Source organism: Rathayibacter sp. YIM 133350 (assembly GCF_037404875.1).
Classification (GTDB): Bacteria; Actinomycetota; Actinomycetes; order Actinomycetales; family Microbacteriaceae; genus Orlajensenia.
The window spans coordinates 1-21,532 of the sequence record NZ_JBBELO010000022.1; the positions used below are offsets into that span (position 1 = coordinate 1).

The following is a 21,532-nucleotide window of genomic DNA, read 5'->3' on the forward strand; positions in this document are numbered from 1 at the left end:
ACGCTTCGACACGCTCAGCGAGCAGCATGAACGACCCAGCCACCGCTCCCTGAACCTGTCGAAGGGCCCCGACCCAGCGCCCGCACCGACGCTTCGACACGCTCAGCGAGCAGCATGAACGACCCAGCCACCGTTCCCTGAGCCTGTCGAAGGGCCGCGACCCAGCACCGGAACCCGCGTGCGACTCGCGCCGATAGAATCCTGAGGTGAGCGACGCGCAACCCCAGGTGAAGATCGGCCCCAACGACATCCTGAGGTTCCTCCTCGAGATCTTCGCCGTCGTCTCGCTCGCCATCTGGGGATTCAGCACCTCGTGGCCGGCGCCGTGGCTCAACTGGGTCATCGGACTCGGGGCGCCTGCCATCGCCATCGTGCTGTGGGGCCTGTTCCGCTCCCCCAAAGCCGTCTTCCACCTCGACGTCTTCGGCCGGGCGATCGTCGAGATCCTCGTCTTCGGTGCGGCCGCCGTGGCCTGGTGGGACATGGGGCAGCCGCTCGTCGCCGGCATCTTCGCCGTCGTTGCCCTCGTGTCGGGAATCATCAACGGTCGCAAGGAACTCGCGTGAGCCTTCTCGTCCACGGCGCCCGCAAGCTCGATGCCGACGGGATCGTCGAGGACTTCTGGTTCGCGGCCGAGGGCGATCGCATCCGCGCCACGGGCACCGGCGCGAGCTGGCGCGAGCAGGCGACCGACGACGTGACGGATGCGGCGGGAGCGTGGCTCACGCCCGGATTCATCGACCTGCACCACCACGGCGCCGGCGGCTTCGCCTACGAGGGCGGGGACGACGCCATCCGGGCGGCGCTCGCCACGCACCGTGCGCATGGCACGACACGCTCCGCGCTGAGCCTCGTCGCCAACCCGGTCGAGGCGCTGGGTGCGAGCCTGGAGCGGATCGCTGGGCTCGCGGCCGACGACCCGCTCATCCTGGGGTCCCACCTCGAGGGCCCCTTCCTCGCCGAGTCGCACAAGGGCGCGCACAATCCCGCCTTCCTGCTCGCGCCGACCGCTGAGGTGATCGACGCCCTGTTGGATGCCGCACGTGGCACGCTGCGGCAGGTGACTCTCGCGCCCGAGCTGCCTGGAGGCCTCGACGCCATCGAGCGCTTCGCCGCTGCCGGAGTCGTCGCCGCGGTCGGGCACACCGCCGCGACCTACGAGACGGCCCGCGCAGCCTTCGACGCGGGAGCCACTGTGCTCACGCATGCCTTCAACGCCATGGAGGGCATCCACCACCGCGCCCCCGGCCCCGTGATCGCCGCCCTCGAGGATGACCGGGTCACTCTCGAGCTCGTGCTCGACGGCGTGCACGTGCACCCCTCCGTCGCCGCCATGATCGTGCGCGAGGCACCGGCGCGCATCGCGCTCGTCACGGATGCGATGGCCGCTGCGGGTGCCGGCGACGGCGACTACGTCCTCGGCTCCCTCGCCGTCACCGTTCGCGACGGCGTCGCGAGGATCACCGAGACGGGCTCGATCGCGGGATCGACCCTGCTCACCGACGCCGCCCTCGGCATCGCGATCCAGCGGGCGGGCTTCGATCCCGTCGCCGCCGTGAGCGCCCTCACGCTCACCCCTGCGCGAGTGCTCGGCCGTGACGACGAGCTCGGCCTGCTCGCCGCCGGCTACGCCGCCGATGCCGTGCTGCTCGACGCATCCTTCACGGCGCAGCGGGTCTGGGCGAACGGCATCCGCCTACGCTGAGCGCGGCCCCGGTTCGAGCGCGGCCTGACCGAAAAGCGAGGAGATTCCGAAAAGCGAGGCGATTCCGGGCGGCACGCGGTCGCCCCAACGCGTTTCGGCGGCGTGTCCGCCAAGATCGCCTCGCTTCTCGGTCAGGTCGCGCCGGATTCGGAGGACTCAGGCGTCGGGATGCGACAGGTCGGCATCGGGGTCGGGCGCGGTTCCGCGATCGCCGACGAAGGCCGTCACGAGGAGCAGAGCCCCGACGAGGATTGGCCCGTACCCCTGCACCGCCCCGCCGATCGCGCCGTAAACCCCGACACCGATGAAGACGACGGCGAGGCCGGCCGCCACGAGTGCCACCGAACGCGGCGCGCGGGGCGGCGCGGTTGGTGCATCGAGGGATCTTCGCCGTCGCAACCATCCGTAGAGGCCGAAGAGCACGTACGCGCCACCGGCTGCGGCGGTGACCCAGGCGATCCAGCCCGTCGAGAACAGACCGACGACGACGAAGACGAGCCCGCTCAGCACGATGACCCAAGGGTTGCCGGCGCCCGGTCCCAGAATGTCCCGACGATTCGATGGAGGCGGTGGTGCCTGCGACACATGGGCCTCCCTCGTCTCCCGCAGCTTAGGGAGGCTTCCGCATCAAGCGCAACGCCGCCGGAGCTCTGGACCGATCCGAAAAGCGAGGCGATCCTGCGGGACACGCCGGTCCCGCCCGCGCGTTCCGGCGGCGAGTCGGCGGAATCGCCTCGCTTCTCGGAATCTCCTCGCTTTTCGGCTGAGCAGGAGCGTAAGCCTCGAGCCGCGGCCGCGCCCGCCGGCTCCCTAGAGCGGCACCTCGGGGAAGCGCAGCGCCCACGCCCTGCGGTAGTAGTCCGCGTGCTCGAGGGCGGATGCTGCGGCGTCGTCGACCACGACCGTCACGTGCGGATGCAGCTGGATGGCCGACGCCGGCAGGCTCGCCGTCACCGGGCCCTCCACCGCTCCCGCGATCGCCTCGGCCTTGCCCTCTCCGAACGCGAGCAGCACGAGGTGGCGGGCCCGCAGAATGGTGCCGAGCCCCTGCGTGATGCAGTGCGTCGGCACCTCGTCGAGAGAGTCGAAGAAACGCGCGTTGTCGAGGCGGGTCTGCTCGGTGAGCGTCTTCCAGCGCGTCGTCGAGGCGAACGAGGAGCCCGGCTCGTTGAAGCCGATGTGGCCCGTTGTGCCGATGCCGAGGATCTGCAGGTCGATGCCGCCCGCCTCCACGATCATGGCCTCATAGTCCTCACCGGCGACGGCGATGCCGTCGATGCCGCCGTCGGGTACGTGCACGTGATCGGGGTTCAGGCCGAGGGGCTCGGTCACCTCGCGGTGAATGACGGAGTGGTAGCTCTCGGGATGCGACACCGGCAGGCCGACGTACTCGTCGAGGGCGAACCCGCGCACGCCCGAGACATCGAGACCCTCGTTCCGTATGCGGCGCGCGAGCGCCTCATAGGTCGAGAGCGGGGTCGACCCGGTCGCCAGACCGAGCACGGCCGCGGGCTCGGCGGCGATGAGCCGGGCGATCGCGTCGGCGACGAGCTCGCCCGCCGCCTGGCGCCCGTCGAGGATGACGACTTCAGCCATTGTCCACTCCTGTCAGTGCGGCTCCCACCGCGGCCGCCGGGAAGCCGAGCGGGATGACGTGCATGCGCTCGGCCAGCCCGAGCGAGGCGAGGAACGGCGAGGATGCCGCACCCCGGTCCAGCGCTGCCCGCACGCCGTCGATGAGCGGGGTGCCGAGGGCGCTGAGCCCTCCCCCGATGACGACCGCGTCGACATCGGCCGTGAGCACGAGGATGCGCACCGCGGCGGCGACGCCGTCGAAGAAGCGCTCCCGCACCTCGAGCGCCGACGCATCGCCGGCGTCGGCCGCGTCGAACAGGTCGCGGGCCGGCAGCGCAGCATCCGTCGGCCACATGCGGGCGATCGCCGAGCCGGACGCGAGCGTCTCGACGCAGCCGATCTGGCCGCAGCTGCACTGCACGCCGAGCGGATCGATCGGGATGTGCCCGATCTCGCCCGCCACTCCGTGACCGCCGCGCAGCAGCCTGCCTCCCAGCACGATGCCCGCGGCCAGCCCGGTACCGAGGTTGAGGTAGGCCATGGAGTCGAGCCCGGCGATCGTGCCGGACTGCGCGAACAGGTGATGGGCGCCGACCGCAGCCGCCTTCACGTCGTTCTCGACGCGCACGGCGATGCCGAGGCGATCACTCAGCGCGCGGCCGAGGGCGAGGTCTTCCACGCCCAGGTTCACGGCGTGGCTCACGCGGCCGGTACGCGAGTCGACCGCGCCGGGGATGCCGATGCCGATCGAGTGCACGTCGGCCAGAAGGAATCCCGAGAGCTCCGTGACGCGCTGCACGATGTCGACCGCGGTCTCCACGACCGCACCGGCGCCGAAGCCGGTCGGCATGCGCACCTGCTCGCTCAGGCGGCCGTCGCCGTCCATGGCGATGGCGGCCGTCTTGGTGCCGCCGATGTCGATGCCGAGCCTCATGCCAGCTCCTCGCCCGCGTGCGCCGCGTGGCCGGGTACGTCGAGAAGCGCGAGCAGTGCCCGTCCGAGGCCGCGCGAGGCGCCGAAGGTCGCGATGTCCGCGTAGCGCCGGTCATCCGACGGCCAGCCCATGTCGACCACCAGTACCGGTCGTTCGGAGGAGCGGAGGGCGTCGATCGCCGCACGGGCGAAGGCGTGCCGGTGCAGGTCCTTTCCGACCACGAGCACAGCGCCCGCGGCCGGGAGCTCGAGCCGAGCGCCGTCGCCCACGGGCACGGGTCGCGTCCACACCGTGGCCGCCTCGTCCTCATCGAGCGCGGCGAAGGGACCCCACGGCGCGACGCCGACCGCGATGTTCGCGACCGTTTCGACGCGCACAACGAGGTCGGGCACCGTGCCCGCCGCGAGCCATTCCCGAGCGCGTGCCGAGAGGTCGAAAGCAGCAGCGATGCGGTCGGGGTCGAACACCGGCTCGGCGGAGTAGGCGTCGCTCGAGAGGGGCAGCGCGGCGTTCGTGGCCGCACCGAGCCCGTGCACCCGACCCGCGGCGGCGCGCACGCGGTCGGGGCTGAGCCGGCCCTCGGCGACGGCCGCCAGCACGGCGTCCTCGATGGAGGCGAGTTGCGCATCCGTGTTCTCGGTGCCGATGCAGAGCAGGTCGCATCCGGCTGCGAGCGCACGCACGGCGGCCTCGGGGATGCCGTGGATGCCGCTGGCACCCTTCATGTCGAGGGCGTCGCTCACGATCACGCCGTCGAAGCCGAGCTCTTCGCGCAACAGGCCCTCGAGGATGCGGCGCGAGTGCGTCGCGGGGAACTCGGGGTCCACAGCGGGAATGAGGATGTGCGACGTCATGATGCTGCGGGCCCCCGCCGCGATCGCCGCACGGAAGGGCACGAGCTCGCGCTCCCGCAGCGTCTGGAGCGACGCGTCGATGACGGGCAGGGCGAGATGGGAGTCCTGGGCGGTGTCGCCGTGGCCGGGGAAGTGCTTGGCGCTCACGGCGATGCCTGCGCCCTCGTGGCCGCGCACCCATGCCGCAACGTGTCGTGCAACGTCGTGCGGCGAGGAACCGAAGGAGCGCGTTCCGATCACGGGGTTGTCGGGGTTCGAGTTCACGTCGGCGTCGGGCGCGAAGTTGAGCGTGCAGCCGACCGCGGCGAGCTCGCCCGCCACCGTACGGCCGACGTGCTCGGTCAGCGCCTCGTCGTCGATGCGGCCGAGAACCGCCGGCCCGGGGTAGGGAGAGCCCTGGTCGTAGTAGAGCCGGGTGACGTCGCCGCCCTCCTCGTCGATCGCGATGACCGCCCGCGGGTTCGCGGCCCGGATCGCATCCGTCAGCTGCCGCAGCTGCTGACGGGAGACGACGTTCACGCCGAAGATGCAGACGCCTCCGAGGCCGGCGCGCAGCCGATCCGCGAGCCACTCGGGGAGCGTGGTGCCGACGAATCCCGGCAGAAGCGTCGCCGCAACGAGCGGGCGCAGCTCATCGAGGTCCGCGGGGCTCGTGGCCGGCGCGGACGTGGTCGCGTCGCTCATCCCTTCACCGCCCCGCTCACCAGGCCGCTCGTCATCCGCCCCTGCACGATGAGGAAGAACACGATGACGGGAATGGCCATGAGCGTGGAGCCGGCCATGATGGCCGCCCAGTTCGTCGTTCCCGTGAGTGTCTGGAAGGTGCGCAGCCACACGGGCAGCGTCATGGACTCGGGGCGTGCGTTCACGACCAGCGCCAGGAGGAACTCGTTCCACGCCTGGATGAAGCCGAACACCCCGGTCGCCACCAGCCCGGGGGCCAGCAGCGGGAAGGTGATGCGCCAGAACGCGCCCGACCGCGAGAGGCCGTCGATCATGCCGGCCTCCTCCAGTTCGGCCGGAACGCCGTTGACGAAGCCGCGCAGCGTCCAGATGGTGAACGGGAGCACCGTGGCGACGTAGACGATCGTGAGGCCGGCGATGGAGTTGAGCAGGTGCCAGCCGTCGAGCACCCGGAAGATCGAGACGATCATCGCCTCGCCCGGGATCATCTGCACGATGAGGATGGTGATGATGAACAGCTTGCGGCTGCGGAAGTTGAAGCGCGTCACGGCGAGCGAGGCGAGGAAGGCGAACACGAGGGCGATGGCCACCGTGAGCACCGTCACGATGAGCGAGTTCGCGAACGCCGGCAGGAACGGCGTGCGCCCCGGGTCGAAGAGAACGGTCGCGTAGTTGCGCAGGGTGAAGTTGTCGGGCACGAAGTGCAGCACCCGCCCACGGATCTCGTTGTTCGGCTGGAACGACGTGTTGATCATCCAGTACACCGGAAAGACCGAGGCCAGGAAGACGAGCACCGAGACGGCGCTCAGAACGACGGTGACGACCCGCTTGCGGCCCTTGCCACGGCGCACGCCGACGTTGGCGTCGACGCCGGCGCTCGGAGCGGATGCGCGGGATGAAGCGGTTGCGACGGTGGCGCTCACAGCTCCTCCTCCTTGATGGTCTGGCGCACGTAGTAGATCGAGATGGCCATGAGGATGACGACGGTGATCACGGCGATGGCTCCGCCGATGCCGTACTCACCGCCGGCGATGGACGTGGAGTAGATGTACGTGCCGAGCACGTTCGTCTGCTCCTTGATGCCGCCGATGCCCTGGAGGGCGTAGATCTGCGTGAACACGCGCAGGTCCCAGATGACCTGCAGGATCGTCACGACGAGGAAGATCGACTTGAGCGACGGGAAGATGATGAATCGGAAACGCTGCAGGTAGCCGGCACCGTCGAGCTGGGATGCCTCGAGCATCTCGTCGGAGACCTGGGTCAGGCCCGCGTAGACCGTGAAAGCGACGAAGGGCACTGCGCCCCAGATCACGATGATCGCGGCGACGAGGAAGAACGACATCGGCTCGATGAGCCAGGAGTGCTGGGTGAACTGCGCCTGGCCGAACAGGTTCACGAGCACGTTGTTGATCACGCCGTAGTCGGTGTCGAAGATCCAGCCCCAGACGATCGTGGCGGTCAGCGCGGGCATGGCCCACGCCAGCAGCAACCCGACCGTGGTCAGCAGGCGGAAGAACTTGGGCAGGCGCATCATCATGAGGGCGATGAGGGTTCCGAGCACCATGGTGCCGACCACGCAGACGGCGGCGAAGGCCAGGCTGCGGCCGAGCACCTGCCAGAAGGAGTCGTCGGTGAGCACCTTCACGTAGTTGTCGAACCAGATCCACTCGGGCGGCGCCCCGAAGACCTGGGCGCGTCCGAAGTGCTGGAACGACATGACGAGCAGCTGGATGAGGGGCCATCCGACGATGACGGCGAGGATGGCGAGAGAGGGTACGAGCAGTGCGTACGGGGTGAACGCGCCCTGTCGGCGCCGGCGCGGCTTCGCGGGCGGGACCGGTGCGGTCAGCCGTTCTCCGTCGATGGCTGTGGGTGCCGCATCCGTTGCGGCGAGATTGGAAGACATGGGTGCGCTCCCCCTTATGATGACGAATGTTCCCGCGCGATTCCTAGGGCGGTGGGGCACGAAAGCAGACTGCCCGGCGCGACATGCACGGTCGCGCCGGGCAGTTCTGTGTGGTGCCGAGCCCGCCGATGTGTGGGCGGCGGGCCCGGCGGTCTATCGACTAGCCGTTGAGGATGTCGTCGATCTTCTTGTCGGCGTCCTTCGCGAGGCTCTCCACGTCGCCGCCCTGGGCGATCTTCGTGAAGAGGTCGGTCAGCACGCCGGATGCCTCCACGTCGGCCCACTTCGGCGATGCCGGGGTGAGCTTGGCGTTGGCGGCGGCCTCGGCGATGGCCTTGGCCACGTCGTCGGTGCCGAGCGTGGATGCCAGCGACTTCAGCGAGGGCACGAGACCGGCCTTGCCGTAGATCGTCTGGAAGTCCTTGCTCTCGATGATCTTCAGCGCGTCGACCGCGAGGTCGGGGTGCTTCGACTTGGCCGAGACGCCGATGTTGGAGCCGCCGGCGAAGACCTTCGCCGCGCCGCCGCTCTTGCCGGGCAGGGCGTACACGCCCAGGTTGGCCTCCTGGTCGGGGCAACCGGGGGTCTCGGCGTCAGCGGCCGCGAGGATGGACCACTTCACCCAGCTGGGAGCCGAGAGCTGCAGCGTGGTTCCGTCGCAGAACCCGACCTGCGGGTTGGTCTCCTGGCCGTCCTTGGGGGCGCTGGATGCCTTGGTCATGACCTCCTGCACCTGCTTCAGGCCGGTGACCGAGTCGGCGCTGGAAAGCTGGGCCTCCCACTTGCCGCCCTTCTCGACCGCGACCTCGCCACCGTTCTCCCAGATGAAGGGGAGCGCGTTGTACCAGTCCTGGCCGGGCCACCAGATGCCGGACTTGCCGGGGTTGGCCGAGGCGAGCGCCTCGCCGTTCGACACGTACTGGTCGAGCGTGGTGGGAACGGACAGGCCTGCTGCAGCCAGTGCGTCCTTCTTGTAGAAGACCAGGCGTGCACCGGAGTACAGCGGCGGCGCGTAGAACTTGCCGTCGTAGCTGCCGGCTTCGACGAAGCCCGGAAGCAGGTCGTCTCCGCCGAGGTCGTCGTAGTACTTCGTGAGGTCCAGGAACGCGCCGGCCGACGTGAACGCCGATGCCTGCGTGTTTCCGACCTCGACGACGTCGGGGCTGTCGCTGCCCGACAGGCTCGTGGTGAGCTTGTCGACCAGGCCGGTCCAGCTCTGCTCCTCGATCGTGAGGGTCGAGCCGGGGTGCTTCTTCTCGAAGGTCTTCACGAGGTATTCGCGAGCGTCCTTCGGGGTGTCGGTTCCCACGAACCAGACGCGGATGTTCGCCTTCTCGTCGGAGTCTCCGGAAGCAGCGTTGCCTCCCGAAGCACAACCGGCGAGAGCAAGCGCAGCAGCGGCACCGAGTGCCACAATGCCGAGTTTCCTCATTGCGTTTCCTTTCCTAGGGCGAAGGTGAGGGCAAGGGCGCCGCCACCGTTGGTGCAAGGGCTCTTACGAGACCCCGAGTTGTCCGGATAGGACCATGACGGCCGCGCCGCGCAGGACGATGTCCTGCCCTTGCGAGGTCATCCGGAGCGACAACGACCCGGTGAACTCGGCCATGGTGCGCGTCCGGATCGTCTCGATGGCCGCTTCGGCGAGCGGCCCATCAAGCAGTTCGGCCGGGCCGCTCAGCACGATCTCGTCGAGATCAAGAGCGCCGACCACGGGAGCGAGGGTGATGCCGAGCCGGCGGCCCGCCTCCCGAAGAATGGTGCCGCGTTCCTCGTCGCCGTCGATGCCGGCCAGGCGCGCGGACAGGCGGGGCGCGGCGAGCCACGCCTCGAGGCAGCCGGTCTTGCCGCACGCGCACAGCGGCCCGCCGTCGGTTCCCACCACGACGTGCCCGATCTCGCCGGCAGCGGAACTCGTGCCGAAGACGGGCCGCCCGCCGAGCAGCAGGCCTGCGCCGACGCCGTGGCCGACCTTGATGAGCATGACGTCGCCGTCCGCTCCCCCGAAGCTGTGCTCGGCGTAGATGGCGGCATTGGCGTCGTTCGCGACGAGCACGGGAACCTCGAAACGCTCGGCGAGCATGGCCTGCAGCGTCACTCCCGTCCAGCCGAGGTTGGGCGCCGTGCGCACGACGCCCTCGATGTCGACGATGCCCGGAGAGCCGACACCGATGCCGAGCAGGGGCGCCGTCGCGAGGGCGACGAGGGCGTCGGCGAGTTCGATCACCTTGGCCACCGCCTCGGCTCCCGTCGCACCGGCGAGCGGCACGTCGGTGCGCTGGAGGATCTCGCCGCCGAGGTCGAGCAGCGCTCCGCGGAAGACGGTGTCGTCGGAGAGGTCGATGGCCACGATCTGGAAGGCGCCGTGGTCGAAGGCGAGCAGGGTCGCCGGCTTGCCCGGACGGGCGTCTTCGCGCTGTCCGAGTTCGACGATGAGCCCCTCCGAGATGAGCTCGGCGACGAGGTCGGAGACGGTGACCCGGGTCAGCCCGGTCTCACGGGCGATGTCGGCGCGGGACAGGCCTGACGCGCCGAAGAGCGTCTGGAGGACGAGGGAGCGGTTGTGGCCGCGAGCGTGTTCGGGGAGCACCTTGGCCGTCGGTCGGAGTGTCCGACCGTGGGAGAGCTGCGTCGCCGTCATGTTTGTTAGTAAAGCTTACGAACAAAGCGGGCGCAACACTCGTCGGCAAATTAGTCAAGCATCTTTACAAACTCGTGACCTGCGGGAAACATCCGGGAGAACGTGTCACTGCGCGCGCGTGCCCACGGCGGGTCGAGTGCTCGCGCCAGCGGCGACCTGCGTAGCGTCGCGGCGCGTTCCGATCGCACGCAGCGCGGCCAGGATGCTCACGAGGTCGACCACCTCCTGCAGGGCGGCGCCGGCCGTCGCGGGGATCACCCCGAAGGCGGCCACGACCATGAGGACGACGGAGAGCGCGATGCCGATCCAGATGCTCTGCAGTGCGATGTTCACCGTGTCGCGTCCGATGCGCACCGCGCGGGCGACACGCTCGACGTCGTCGACCAGGATGACCGCTCCGGCCGACTCGCTCGCGGCGGTCGCTCCCTTCGCTCCCATCGCGATGCCCACGTCGGCCGCGGCGAGCACGGGCGCATCGTTCACGCCGTCGCCGACCATGATCACCGGCCTCTCGGTGATGCGCTGCACCTCCTCGACCTTGTCGGCCGGCAGGCACTCCGCTCGCATCCGGGTGATGCCGAGCTCGGATGCGACGTGCTCGGCCGTCTGACTGACGTCGCCCGTGAGCATGACGATCTCCCGGATGCCGAGCGCGCGCAGTGCCGACAGCGTCGCGGCCGCCTCGGCGCGCACGCGGTCCCGTGCGATGAGAACGCCCGCGAACCTCCCCCCGATCGCCGCATAGACCGCGAGCTCGCCCGGACGGATCTCGGCCCGACGGGTCTCGGGCGCGTACTCGGCGACGAAGCGCGGCTTTCCGACGACGACCTGGGCGCCCTGCACCACGGCGACGACGCCGTTCGTCGCCACTTCCTCGGCCTGCGTCGCGGTGGGCAGTCGCAAGCCACGGGATCGCGCCTCGGCCACGATCGGAGCCGCGAGCACGTGCGAGGAGTACGCCTCGGCTGCGCCGATGGCGGTGAGCAGTCCCTCCGCGTCGAAACCGGGCTCCGGACGCACGTCGACGATGCTCGGGTGCCCGCTGGTCAGCGTTCCGGTCTTGTCGAACACCACCGTGCGCGCCGCCGAGAGCCGTTCGAGCACGCCCCCGCCCTTGACGATGACGTTGTTGCGTGCAGCCCGGCTCATGCCGCCGAGGAACGCCACCGGGGCCGCGATCAGAAGCGGGCAGGGCGTGGCGAGCACGAGCACCTCGGCGAACCGCACCGGATCGCCCGAGAGCCACCACGCTGCGCCGGCCAGTGCGAGCGAGAACAGCGTGAACGGCACCGCGTACCGGTCGGCCAGACGCACGACCGGAGCCCGCGACTGCGCGGCGACGGCGACGAGGGCCACGATCTGCTGGTACTGGCTCGCCTGCGCCGTGGCCGTCGCCGTGAGCTGCATCGCGACGGCGCCGTTCACCGAGCCGCTGAGAACCGCGTCGCCGGCCAGTTTCTGCACGGGCAGGCTCTCCCCCGAGATCGAGGATTCATCCACCTCGACCGAGCCCGTCACGAGCCGTCCGTCGACCGGAACGATCTCGGCGGGGCGCACGAGCAGCGTCTCCCCCACCCTCACCGAGTCCACGTCGACGTCGCGGACGGCTCCGTCGCCGTCGACCAGATGCGCCCGCTGCGGCGCGCGGCGCAGGAGCGCGTCGAGCTCGCGCGTGGCGCGGCGCCCTGCGTAGTCCTCGAGCGCCTCCCCACCGGTCAGCATGAGGGCGATCACGAGCGTGGCCACGTATTCGCCGACGAGCACCGTCGCGACGATCGCCGTCACCGCGAGCACGTCCAGACCCCATCGGCCGTGCAGCGCCGCACGCACCATCCCGACCGAGTGCCAGAGCGCCACGACGACCCCGTAGGCGGTGAACAGCCAGCGCACCGCTTCCTGATGGCCGGCGAGGGCGAGCACGATGCCGACGACACCGACGAGAAGGGTCGTACTGACCCACGGATAGCGCCGCACGAGAGCCGCCATGCACCCAGTCTGCCGCTTAAGCGGCGATCGGCCCCCGCCGAAGAAGCGAGGGCCGACCGGCGGATGTGGCGGATCAGGCGCCGAGGCGTGCCTTGAGGTTCTCATCGATGGAGTTCAGGAACTCCTCGGTGGTCTGGTACGGCTGCTCGGGGCCGACGAGCAGGGCGAGGTCCTTGGTCATCTTTCCCGACTCGACGGTCTTGATGACGACGTCCTCGAGGGTGTTCGCGAACTCGATGAGGTCCTGGTTGTCGTCGAGCTTTCCGCGGTGCGAGAGACCGCGCGTCCACGCGTAGATCGACGCGATCGGGTTGGTCGAGGTGGGCTTGCCCTGCTGGTGCTGGCGGTAGTGGCGTGTGACGGTGCCGTGGGCCGCCTCCGCCTCGACGACCGAGCCGTCGGGCGTGGCCAGAACGCTCGTCATGAGGCCGAGCGAGCCGAAGCCCTGCGCAACCGTGTCGGACTGCACGTCGCCGTCGTAGTTCTTGCAGGCCCAGACGTAGCCGCCCTCCCACTTGAGGCTCGAGGCGACCATGTCGTCGATGAGGCGGTGCTCGTAGGTGAGGCCGGCTGCCTCGAACTTCTCCGCGAACTCGGTGTCGAAGACCTCCTGGAAGAGGTCCTTGAACCGGCCGTCGTAGGCCTTGAGGATCGTGTTCTTCGTCGAGAGGTAGACCGGGTAGTTGCGGTCGAGCCCGTAGTTCAGCGATGCGCGGGCGAAGTCGCGGATGGACTCGTCGAGGTTGTACATGCCCATCGCGACGCCGGAGCCGGGCGACTGGAAGACCTCGAACTGCTGCGGCTCGCCGCCGTCCTTCGGCGTGAAGGTCATCGTGAGCGTGCCCTCACCCTCGAATCGGAAATCGGTGGCACGGTACTGGTCGCCGAACGCGTGGCGGCCGACGATGATCGGCTTGTTCCAGCCCGGCACCAGGCGCGGGATGTTGGAGATGATGATCGGCTCGCGGAAGATCACGCCGCCGAGGATGTTGCGGATGGTGCCGTTCGGGCTGCGCCACATCTTCTTCAGGCCGAATTCCTCGACACGGGCCTCGTCGGGCGTGATAGTGGCGCACTTGACGCCCACGCCGTGCTTCTTGATCGCGTTGGCCGCGTCGATCGTGATCTGGTCGTCGGTCTCGTCACGCTTCTGGATCGAGAGGTCGTAGTACTCGAGGTTCACATCGAGGTACGGATGGATGAGCTGGTCTTTGATGGCCTGCCAGATGATGCGCGTCATCTCGTCGCCGTCGAGTTCGACGACGGTGCCGGAAACGGTGATCTTGGACAATTGTTCTCCTCGAGACTCTCGGCCGATCGGCCGCGATAATCCTACCGGAGCGAGGCAAGTATCTTGACATCGAGACAGTTCGCGCCCCGCGTGGGGGCAGCGGTCCACATTTCCTCCGACTACCGGGTGCCTCGGCGCACAGGATAGCCTTGCGGCATGGGTGAGATGAGACTCGAAGAACTGTCGGCCTCGAATATCGTTGCCGCGAACGGCCTGGGCCTGAAGCCCGGGCAGGAGCAGTTCATCACCCCGGTCTCCTACTCCGCCGAGACCGCCGTCATCGACCCCCAGGCGGCCTGGCAGCGGGTCGCCGTGCTCGATGACCGTGTCGTCGGCTTCATCCACGGCAACTTCGACCCCGACAACGAGCACGAGGAATTCCGGGCCTGCATCTGGCGCATCAACGTGGACGCCGATGTGCAGGGCCAGGGCGTCGGTCGCTTCCTCGCCCGCGCGCTCGCCGAAGAGGCGCGCGGTCGCGGCGTGCAGCGCATCACCGTGCTGTGGGAGCCCGGCACGGAGGGCCCCGAGGCGTTCTTCCACCGCATCGGCTTCACCGACGTCGGCATGACGCAGTACGGCGACGTCATCGGGGCACTCGAGCTCTGATGCGTCCGGCCCCCGACCCGGGTGCCGGGCTGCCCGGCTTCGCGGATGCCGTGCTCGAGATCGTCGAGCACATCCCGCCCGGCCAGGTGGCCACCTACGGCGACATCGCCGCGCTGCTCGGCTCGCGCGGCGCCCGTGTCGTCGGCCGCGTGATGGCCCTGTACGGATCGGACGTGCCGTGGTGGCGCGTCGTTCGCGCGGGCGGGCTGCCGCCGCGCGAGCACGAGGAACGGGCCCTTCCTCACTACCGCGACGAGGGTACGCCGCTCGTGATGACGGCTGAGGGCTACCGCGTCGCCACGAGCGCCCGGTGGCGCCCGACCGGCTGAGCAGGCGGGCTCAGTCCAGCGCCTCCGCCGGGATGCTCGCCGTCACCGTGGTGCCCGCGCCGGGTTCGCTGCGCACCTCGACGTGACCCCCGATGGCCGCGATGCGGTCGGCGATGCCGATCAGCCCCGAACCGGCCCCCATGTCGGCCCCGCCCCTGCCGTCATCGCTCACGCTCACCCGCAGTCCGGAATCGTCGACCTCGAGCACGATCCGGCTCGCCCGCGCATCGGCGTACTTCGCCGTGTTCGTCAGGCACTCTGCGATGAAGAAGTACACCGTCGCCTCGGTCAACGGCGGCAGCCGACGCGGTACGTCGACGTGCACCTCGACGGGAATGGACGAGCGGCTCACGAGCTCGCCGATGGCCATGCTGAGCCCGCCGACCGTCAGAGAGGACGGGTGGATGCCGCGCGCGAGTTCTCGCAGCTGCCGCAGTGCGTCGGAGAGCTGGTCGAGCGCCGCCTCGAGATCGACCGCGAGCGCCTCGTCGCCCTCGCTCCGCGCGCGTCCCACGGCCATCCGCAGGCTGAGGGCGACCGAGACGAGGGACTGCTGCGATCCGTCGTGCAGGTCGCGCTCGATCTGCCGGCGCGCCAGGATGCCGGCCTCCACGATGCGCACCCGCGACTCGCGCACCTCGTCCAGCGTCGCCTCGAGTTCCTCGCGCAGCCGCCCGTTGTCGACCGACAGACGCAGGGCGGTCGAGACGGCGCCGAGGAGCTCGCCGTTCTCGCTCAGCACGATGTCGTGATCGATGACGGCGAGCCGGCCGTCGGACGAGTCGATCGGCATGAGGGCGCGCCCCTTCGGCCGATCGCGGTCGGGCTCGCCCGGCATGCGGCGACCGGTGGAGTCCGCGTAGGAGCCGCTGTCGGGCTCCCACCAGTACACCCGCAGGCCGGGGTCGCGCAGCGTGTCGGCGAGCGTCTTCTCCCAGAAGTCCTTGTCGACGCCGTCGCGCGTGAGCACCATCAGGTCGCTGACCCGCCCCCGCAGGCTTCGGATGTACAGCACGCCGGCGACGAAGCTGATCGGGATGGCCGAAACGCCGAGGTAGCCGAGGTAGACGAGCAGGGCGTCGGCCGTCGCCCCCAGCGAGTACGCGACCGACTCGTAGCCGATGGCCGCACAGAACAGCACGAGCGCCACCGGCATGACGAAGGCGATGTTGCGCGCGGGCGTCGTTCCGCGCGTCCAGCGCACCAGGACGATGACGATGATGATGATGATCAGGGTGACGCCGAGCAGCCGGAAGCCCTTGTCGATCACGCCGTACAGCTCATCGTTCGCGAGGAACGCGTACGCGTTGGGCGCACAGTCGCAGCCCGCCTCGGGAACGGTGGCCAGAAGCAGCACCGAGAGGGTCCGGATGATGCCGCCGACTGCGGCGATTCCGACGATCCACCGCTCGATGCCGCTCTGCCAGCGGCCTGCCGGATAGACGGCGACGAGCACGGCGGCGAGGATGGCCCAGTACAACCCGACGGACTCGAGCAGCGGCCAGAGCGCTCCGACCGGCCACGTCGCGGCGATGAAGGGCGGCGGAAGCCAGATGAAGGCGATCGTGATCATCAGCCGCCCGGGAATGGGCGAGTCCGCCGACTGCCAGGCCAGCCAGGCGCAGACGGCGTAGCTGAGCCCGGTGAAGGTGTGCACGATCGTGCGCGTCAGTCCCCACGGCTCCGGGGAGGCCGCCGCCCGAAACCCGATGACCTCCTCGACGACGATGAGCGAGGCCGCCAGCAGCACCAGCAGCAGGCGGCGACCCTGCACCGGGGTCATGGCTGGCCGAGCAGCCGCAGTACCGCGAGCACCCTGCGGTGGTCCTCGGGCGATTCCTCGATGCCGAGCTTGGACATGATGTTGCCGATGTGGGTCTCGACCGTCTTGAGGCTGAGGAACAGCTTGGAGGCGATGCCCTGGTTCGACTTCCCCTCCGCCATGAGGGCGAGCACATCGCGTTCACGAGGCGTCAGCACCTCGACCGAGGCGTTGCCGCGCCCGCCCACGAGCTGGGCGACCACCTCGCTGTCGACGACGGACCCACCGCTCGCGACCGCCTGCACGGCCTGCACCAGACGATCCGGCTCGGCCACGCGGTCCTTCAGCAGGTAGCCCGTTCCGCCGCCGGCACTCATCGCCCGGATGGCGTACGCCGGCGTCGCGTACATCGAGAGCAGCAGCACGCCCACACGGGCACCACCGCTGCGCAGCTTCTCGAGCGCGACGAGGCCCTCATCGGTGTGCGTGGGCGGCATGCGGATGTCGAGCACCACGGCATCGACGGGGCGCTCGCGCACCACCTGCAGCAACTCCTCAGCCGTTCCGACCGAGGCGACGATCTCGCATCCGCCTGCCGTGAGCACCGAGGCGATGCCCGTGCGCAGCAGCATGGCGTCGTCGGCGATGGCGACCCTGGTTCGGGGCGTCTCGGGTTCGACCCTCTCCGCGTTCATCGGTGATCCCAACTCTGAGCGGGGCTGCCTGCCCCGGGGAATGCTCCTGGTCGCCGCCTGATGCCTCAGGCGACGAAAGCCCGAAGCCCCGCTCCGGAGAGCTGGTCCTTCGGAATGAAACCGTCCGCGCCGCTGGACTCGATGCGACTGCCGTAGTCACTCCGGTCACGACTCGATGTCAGAACGATAGCGAAGGAACCGAGCTCGCGCAGCGAGGGCACGACATCGAATCCCATCGCATCCGGCAGCATCACGTCGAGCAGCACGAGGTCGGGCTGTTCGCTGCGCACGAGCTGCATGCCCGAGGTCGCGGATGCGGCGTCGCCGACGACCTCGAAGCCCTCGGCCTCGAGGAGCTTGCGGACCTGGTCACGGAAGACGTCGTGATCATCCACTATCACCACTCGAGAACTCGCCATAGCTCGATTGTCTCCCGCACGCCGGGCCGCATCGCACGGGAGCGCCGAAGATCGGGGCAGACCCCGAGACGGTGACGAGGGGGGCCACCGATGCCACCCCCTTTGGGGAGGGGCAGTATCGATCCCGAACTCGCGGACCTCCCCCGAGCACAGCGGTGGGGGTTCGCCGGCGGCATCGCATCCGCGCCCGAACACGGATGCCCGAGCTCTCCCCGAACGCAGCCCGGAGCGCCGGAGTTCACGAGGAGGGCGGTTCCGCACCCGACGGAACCGCCCTCCGCACGACCTGCCCCCTCCTGCCCCCTCCTGTCACCCGAACGGATGCCCACCATGGAACCTCGCCTGCGAGCCGAACTGCTGAACGAGCTGCGTGAGAGCGCGCGGCTCACCGGACTCGACGAGCTCGTCGACCCGTGCGATGGCCCCCTCGCCCTGATCGATCCGGCCGGCGCCCGCGAGCGCCTGGCCGAGCTGAAGCGCGCACTGCCCTTCGTGCGCTTCTCCGTCGCCGTCGCGGCGCTTCCGCATCCCGCCATCGTGCAGGCACTGTGGGGTGAGGCCGACTTCTCCCTGTCCTCCGCAGCCGACCTGCGGCTGCTCGCCGACGCGGCCGTGCCCGCCGACGGAGCCCTCTTCACCCGTCCCGTCGCGACGAGCACAGAACGCGCTCGTGCCTACGCGGCAGGAGCGCGCACCTTCGTCATCGACAGCCCCAGCGAGGTGGACCGCCTGCTGGAACTCCCGAAAGACGTGCGGGTGCTCGTGCGGCTGGCCACTCCCCGCAGTGCGGACCCCTCGGTCTACGGCATCGCGCCCGAGAACGCCCTGCACCTCGTGCGCTACGCGCTCTCACGCGGCGTCAACATCTCGGGTGTGAGCTTCCACCTCGCCGAGGCCGCCCGATCGGCAGTGGTGCTCGAAGCCGCCCTCAGGAGTGCCCTCGACGTGATCGACTCCGTGCGACGCGTGCTCGGCGTGCACCTGGACGTGCTCGACATCGGCGGCGGGTTCGCGCCCTCGGCGGCGCATCGCGCCGCGGAACTGTCTGCCCAGTCCGCCATCATCCGGCGGGTGCTCGCGCCCCGCCTGCACAGCCTGAGCGTGATCGCGGAGCCCGGCCGCTACATCGCCTCCGGGTGCGCCTTCACGCTCGTACACGTCATCGGCCACGCACGGCATGGTGCACGGCAGTGCGCCTACCTCGATGAGGGCGTCTTCGGACTCTTCGGGGGTCCCTCGAGCTCGGCCGGCTCCCCGGCGCTGTTCGGGCTCGCCGAGGCACTGGGAGCCACCGAGCGGCTGCACCCGACCACGGTCGTCGGCCCATCGGGGTCCGGCTCCGACATCATCGCCGCGGAGGAACTGCTGCCGGCGCTCGCAGCCGGAGACACCCTCGTCGTCCCCCACGTGAGCGGACGCATCCACGCGCCCGATGACCGCATCGTCGTCGTGCCCGTCTCAGGTGAGGCGGTTGTCGCCGGGCCGAACGACGCGCAGCCAGCGATACCCGTAGGCATCCAGGGCGAGCGTGACGGAGCCCTTCGCGTCGACGTCGGTGTCCGCGTCGCGTAACAGGTCGCTCAGCCAGATGCCCTCCGGCTCCCCGCCGAGACGGAAGGTGACGCTCGCGGCCTCGGCCGAGAAGTTGTGAACCCCCACGAAACGCCCGGTGTCGGTGCTGAGCGAATGCACGAGCACCGCGGTGTTCGGCTGGTCGATCACGCTCAGCGTGCCCCAGCCGATCTCGGGCGAGGCCCGGTATCGGGTGGCGAGCTTCATGATGAAGCGCAGCAGCGAGTCACGGTCGTGGCGCTGCTGCACGACGTTCACGTGCTCGGGAGCGTAGCCCGAGGTCGGCGGGGAGGCCACAAGGCGCCGCGCCGGCGCCGTCGAGAACCCGCCGTTCGGCCCATCGCCCCACTGCATGGGGCCGCGCACTGCGGTGCGGCCGGGCAGGTCGAGGTTCTCCCCCATGCCGATCTCCTCGCCGTAGAAGAGCACCGGCGTTCCGGGCAGCGAGAACAGCAGGCTGTAGACCATCCGGATGCGGCGCGGGTCGCCGTCGAGCATCGGCGGCAGCCGGCGGCGGATGCCGCGGTCGTAGACGCGCATGGCCTCGGCATCCGGCGCGAAGGCCGCGAACACCTCCGCGCGCTCGTCGTCCTTCAGTTTGTCGAGCGTGAGCTCGTCGTGGTTGCGCACGAAATTCGCCCACTGCGACTCGATCGCCAACTCGGGACGGGCGGCGAGCGCCTTTCCGACGGGGCGTGCGTCACCCCGGGCGAGCGAAAGGTAGAGGTTCTGCATGGTGATGAAGTCGAACTGCATGTTCAGCTCGCTGCCCGCGGTTCCGCCGAAGTAGTCCACCTGGTCGGCGAAGGGCAGGTTGACCTCGCCCAGCATGATGGCGTCGCTCGAACGGCGCTGCAGGAACGCCCTCAAATCCGCGAGGTAGCCGTGCGGGTCTCTCCACTGCTTACCCGCGGGAACATCGAGGAGGAACGGCACCGCATCGACGCGGAAGCCGGAGACCCCGAGTTCCAGCCAGAATCCCATCACCTTGGCGATCTCGTCGCGCACCTTCGGATTCAGGATGTTCAGGTCGGGCTGCTCCTTGTAGAAGCTGTGCAGGTAGTACTGGCCTGCCTTCTCGTCGTACTGCCAGACGCCGCTCTCCTCGCCGGGGAACACGCTGGCCTCCGCGTTCTTGGGCGGCTCGTCGCGCCAGACGTAGTAGTCGCGGTACGGCGAGTCCGGGCTGGATCGTGCCGCGAGGAACCACGGATGCTTGTACGACGTGTGGTTCACGACGAGATCGATGATGACGCGCATGCCGCGATCCTTGGCCGTGCGCATGAACTCGACCACATCGCCATGGCTGCCCAGGCGCGGGTCGACCCCGTAGAAGTCGGTGATGTCGTAGCCGCCGTCGCGGTCGGTCGTCGGGTAGAACGGCATGAGCCAGAGGCAGGTCACGCCGAGGTCGGCCAGATAGTCCACCCGTTGGGAGAGTCCCTCGAAGTCACCTCGGCCATCGCCGTTGAAGTCCATGTAGCGCTCGACGTCGAGGCAGTAGACGACGGCCGTCTTCCACCACAGGTCGCTCGTGTCGGTGATCTTCACGCGCTCACTTTCTTCAGCTCGGGCAGCACCTGCGCGCCGAAGACATCGAGGAAGGCGTGCTGATCCTGCCCGACGTGATGCAGGTAGACGCCGTCGAAGCCGAGGTGCACGAACTCCGAGAGGTGGGCGAGGTGGGCGCCCACGTCGCTCGAGACGAAGAGCGTCTCGCGTACCTGATCGGCGCTCGCGTTCTCTGTGCGCCGATCGAACTCGGCCGGTGAGGCGATGTCCCACAGGTCGGGCGGGCTGATGAGGCCATGGCGCCACTGATCGCGGGCGATCGCCGCAGCCTCCTCATCGGTCGGCGCCCAGCTCACGTGCACCTGCAGCAGTGCGGGGCCGGTGCCGCCGCTCTCCCGGTAGGCGGTGAGCACGCGCCGCAGGGCGTCGGGCGGTTGCGACGCCGTGACGAGGCCGTCGGCCCAGCCGCCGCCTCGCGTCGCCGTCTCGGGACTGATGGCGGCGGCGAGAAGCGGGGGCGGCACATCGGGCCGTGTCCAGAGCCGCGCACGATCCACGCGCACCGGGCCGTCCTGGCTCACCTCCTCGCCGGCGAACAGGCGACGGATGACGTCGACGCAGGCCAGCATCCGCTGCTCCCGGTCGTGCTTGGGGGGCCAGGCATCGCCGGTGATGTGCTCGTTGACGTTCTCACCGCTGCCCACGGCCACCCAGAACCGCTCGGGGAACATCGCCGCGAGGGTGGCGGCCGCCTGCGCGATGATCGCAGGGTGGTAGCGCTGGCCCGGTGCGTTCACCACGCCGAACGACAGCCCGGTGGTGGCGAGGGCGGCGCCGAGCCAGCTCCACGCGAAGCCGGAGTGCCCCTGCCGGAGTCCCCACGGGGCGAAGTGATCGGAGCACATGGCGGCGTCGAAGCCGACCTGCTCGGCGTGCTGCACGGCGCGGAGCAGTTCGCCCGGATGGACCTGTTCGTGGGAGGCGTGGAAGCCGACGATCGTCAAGGGGATCCTTTCGTCGCCTCGACGCTGCCGGGGTCTCGGCCCTCCTGCAACGGGTTG

The 21,532-nt window shown here is 69.6% G+C and carries 20 protein-coding genes; 5 read left to right on the plus strand and 15 right to left on the minus strand.

What is annotated here, in order from left to right:
- Positions 1–206 precede the first annotated feature (206 nt).
- Positions 207–566, plus strand: a complete 360-nt coding sequence (locus WDJ51_RS06200) for a YrdB family protein (RefSeq protein WP_337851569.1) — start codon at positions 207–209, stop codon at positions 564–566.
- A complete protein-coding gene (locus WDJ51_RS06205) occupies positions 563–1,705 on the plus strand; it encodes an N-acetylglucosamine-6-phosphate deacetylase (protein WP_337851570.1) in 1,143 nt (380 codons plus the stop codon). Before WDJ51_RS06200 ends, WDJ51_RS06205 begins: the two co-directional genes overlap by 4 nt.
- Before the next feature lie 156 nt (positions 1,706–1,861).
- Here WDJ51_RS06205 and WDJ51_RS06210 read toward each other — a convergent pair whose 3' ends face one another.
- The 10 genes from WDJ51_RS06210 to WDJ51_RS06255 form a co-directional block, all read right to left on the minus strand.
- Positions 1,862–2,290, minus strand: coding sequence for a hypothetical protein (locus tag WDJ51_RS06210; RefSeq protein ID WP_337851571.1), 429 nt, complete (start codon positions 2,288–2,290; stop codon positions 1,862–1,864).
- Positions 2,291–2,515: 225 nt separating this feature from the next.
- Positions 2,516–3,301: a glucosamine-6-phosphate deaminase gene (gene nagB, locus WDJ51_RS06215; protein WP_337851572.1), complete on the minus strand. Its 786-nt coding sequence runs from the start codon at positions 3,299–3,301 to the stop codon at positions 2,516–2,518.
- Positions 3,294–4,214, minus strand: a complete 921-nt coding sequence (locus WDJ51_RS06220) for an ROK family protein (protein WP_337851573.1) — start codon at positions 4,212–4,214, stop codon at positions 3,294–3,296. The genes nagB and WDJ51_RS06220 overlap by 8 nt, the downstream gene beginning before the upstream one ends.
- Positions 4,211–5,752, minus strand: coding sequence for a beta-N-acetylhexosaminidase (gene nagZ, locus WDJ51_RS06225; protein ID WP_337851574.1), 1,542 nt, complete (start codon positions 5,750–5,752; stop codon positions 4,211–4,213). Before nagZ ends, WDJ51_RS06220 begins: the two co-directional genes overlap by 4 nt.
- Positions 5,749–6,675: a carbohydrate ABC transporter permease gene (locus WDJ51_RS06230; RefSeq protein WP_443218465.1), complete on the minus strand. Its 927-nt coding sequence runs from the start codon at positions 6,673–6,675 to the stop codon at positions 5,749–5,751. Before WDJ51_RS06230 ends, nagZ begins: the two co-directional genes overlap by 4 nt.
- On the minus strand, positions 6,672–7,658 hold the full coding sequence (locus WDJ51_RS06235; protein ID WP_337851575.1) for a carbohydrate ABC transporter permease: 987 nt from the start codon (positions 7,656–7,658) through the stop codon (positions 6,672–6,674). Before WDJ51_RS06235 ends, WDJ51_RS06230 begins: the two co-directional genes overlap by 4 nt.
- Positions 7,659–7,818: 160 nt before the next feature.
- Complete coding sequence (locus WDJ51_RS06240; RefSeq protein ID WP_337851576.1) at positions 7,819–9,090, minus strand: extracellular solute-binding protein; 1,272 nt, start codon at positions 9,088–9,090, stop codon at positions 7,819–7,821.
- A 63-nt stretch (positions 9,091–9,153) separates the two neighbouring features.
- Positions 9,154–10,296 (minus strand): ROK family transcriptional regulator, encoded by a 1,143-nt coding sequence (locus WDJ51_RS06245; RefSeq protein WP_337851577.1) that lies wholly within the window; start codon positions 10,294–10,296, stop codon positions 9,154–9,156.
- 105 nt (positions 10,297–10,401) lie between these two features.
- Positions 10,402–12,282: a heavy metal translocating P-type ATPase gene (locus WDJ51_RS06250; RefSeq protein WP_337851578.1), complete on the minus strand. Its 1,881-nt coding sequence runs from the start codon at positions 12,280–12,282 to the stop codon at positions 10,402–10,404.
- Positions 12,283–12,355: 73 nt separating this feature from the next.
- Positions 12,356–13,573, minus strand: a complete 1,218-nt coding sequence (locus WDJ51_RS06255; protein WP_337851579.1) for an NADP-dependent isocitrate dehydrogenase — start codon at positions 13,571–13,573, stop codon at positions 12,356–12,358.
- A 156-nt stretch (positions 13,574–13,729) separates the two neighbouring features.
- Here WDJ51_RS06255 and WDJ51_RS06260 point away from each other — a divergent pair, with 156 nt between their 5' ends.
- Positions 13,730–14,182, plus strand: a complete 453-nt coding sequence (locus WDJ51_RS06260; RefSeq protein WP_337851580.1) for a GNAT family N-acetyltransferase — start codon at positions 13,730–13,732, stop codon at positions 14,180–14,182.
- The gene (locus WDJ51_RS06265; protein WP_337851581.1) at positions 14,182–14,511 is read left to right on the plus strand and encodes an MGMT family protein; all 330 of its coding nucleotides are present in this window, start codon (positions 14,182–14,184) and stop codon (positions 14,509–14,511) included. The genes WDJ51_RS06260 and WDJ51_RS06265 overlap by 1 nt, the downstream gene beginning before the upstream one ends.
- A 10-nt stretch (positions 14,512–14,521) precedes the next feature.
- Here WDJ51_RS06265 and WDJ51_RS06270 read toward each other — a convergent pair whose 3' ends face one another.
- The 3 genes from WDJ51_RS06270 to WDJ51_RS06280 form a co-directional block, all read right to left on the minus strand.
- Complete coding sequence (locus WDJ51_RS06270; protein ID WP_337851582.1) at positions 14,522–16,294, minus strand: sensor histidine kinase; 1,773 nt, start codon at positions 16,292–16,294, stop codon at positions 14,522–14,524.
- The gene (locus WDJ51_RS06275) at positions 16,291–16,968 is read right to left on the minus strand and encodes a response regulator transcription factor (protein WP_337851583.1); all 678 of its coding nucleotides are present in this window, start codon (positions 16,966–16,968) and stop codon (positions 16,291–16,293) included. The genes WDJ51_RS06270 and WDJ51_RS06275 overlap by 4 nt, the downstream gene beginning before the upstream one ends.
- A gap of 65 nt (positions 16,969–17,033) precedes the next feature.
- Positions 17,034–17,363 carry a response regulator gene (locus tag WDJ51_RS06280; RefSeq protein WP_337851584.1) on the minus strand — a complete coding sequence of 110 codons (330 nt, stop codon included), beginning with the start codon at positions 17,361–17,363 and terminating at the stop codon, positions 17,034–17,036.
- A gap of 354 nt (positions 17,364–17,717) precedes the next feature.
- Between WDJ51_RS06280 and WDJ51_RS06285 the strand changes: the two genes are divergently transcribed.
- Positions 17,718–18,959, plus strand: a complete 1,242-nt coding sequence (locus tag WDJ51_RS06285) for a hypothetical protein (RefSeq protein WP_337851585.1) — start codon at positions 17,718–17,720, stop codon at positions 18,957–18,959.
- On the opposite strand, the gene WDJ51_RS06290 is transcribed toward WDJ51_RS06285, so the two are convergent.
- Both WDJ51_RS06290 and WDJ51_RS06295 read right to left on the minus strand, forming a co-directional pair.
- On the minus strand, positions 18,846–20,510 hold the full coding sequence (locus WDJ51_RS06290; RefSeq protein WP_337851586.1) for an alpha-amylase family protein: 1,665 nt from the start codon (positions 20,508–20,510) through the stop codon (positions 18,846–18,848). The two genes, WDJ51_RS06285 and WDJ51_RS06290, sit on opposite strands and share 114 nt — an antisense overlap.
- Positions 20,507–21,475 carry a TIGR03885 family FMN-dependent LLM class oxidoreductase gene (locus WDJ51_RS06295; protein ID WP_337851587.1) on the minus strand — a complete coding sequence of 323 codons (969 nt, stop codon included), beginning with the start codon at positions 21,473–21,475 and terminating at the stop codon, positions 20,507–20,509. The genes WDJ51_RS06290 and WDJ51_RS06295 overlap by 4 nt, the downstream gene beginning before the upstream one ends.
- Positions 21,476–21,532: the final 57 nt, after the last annotated feature.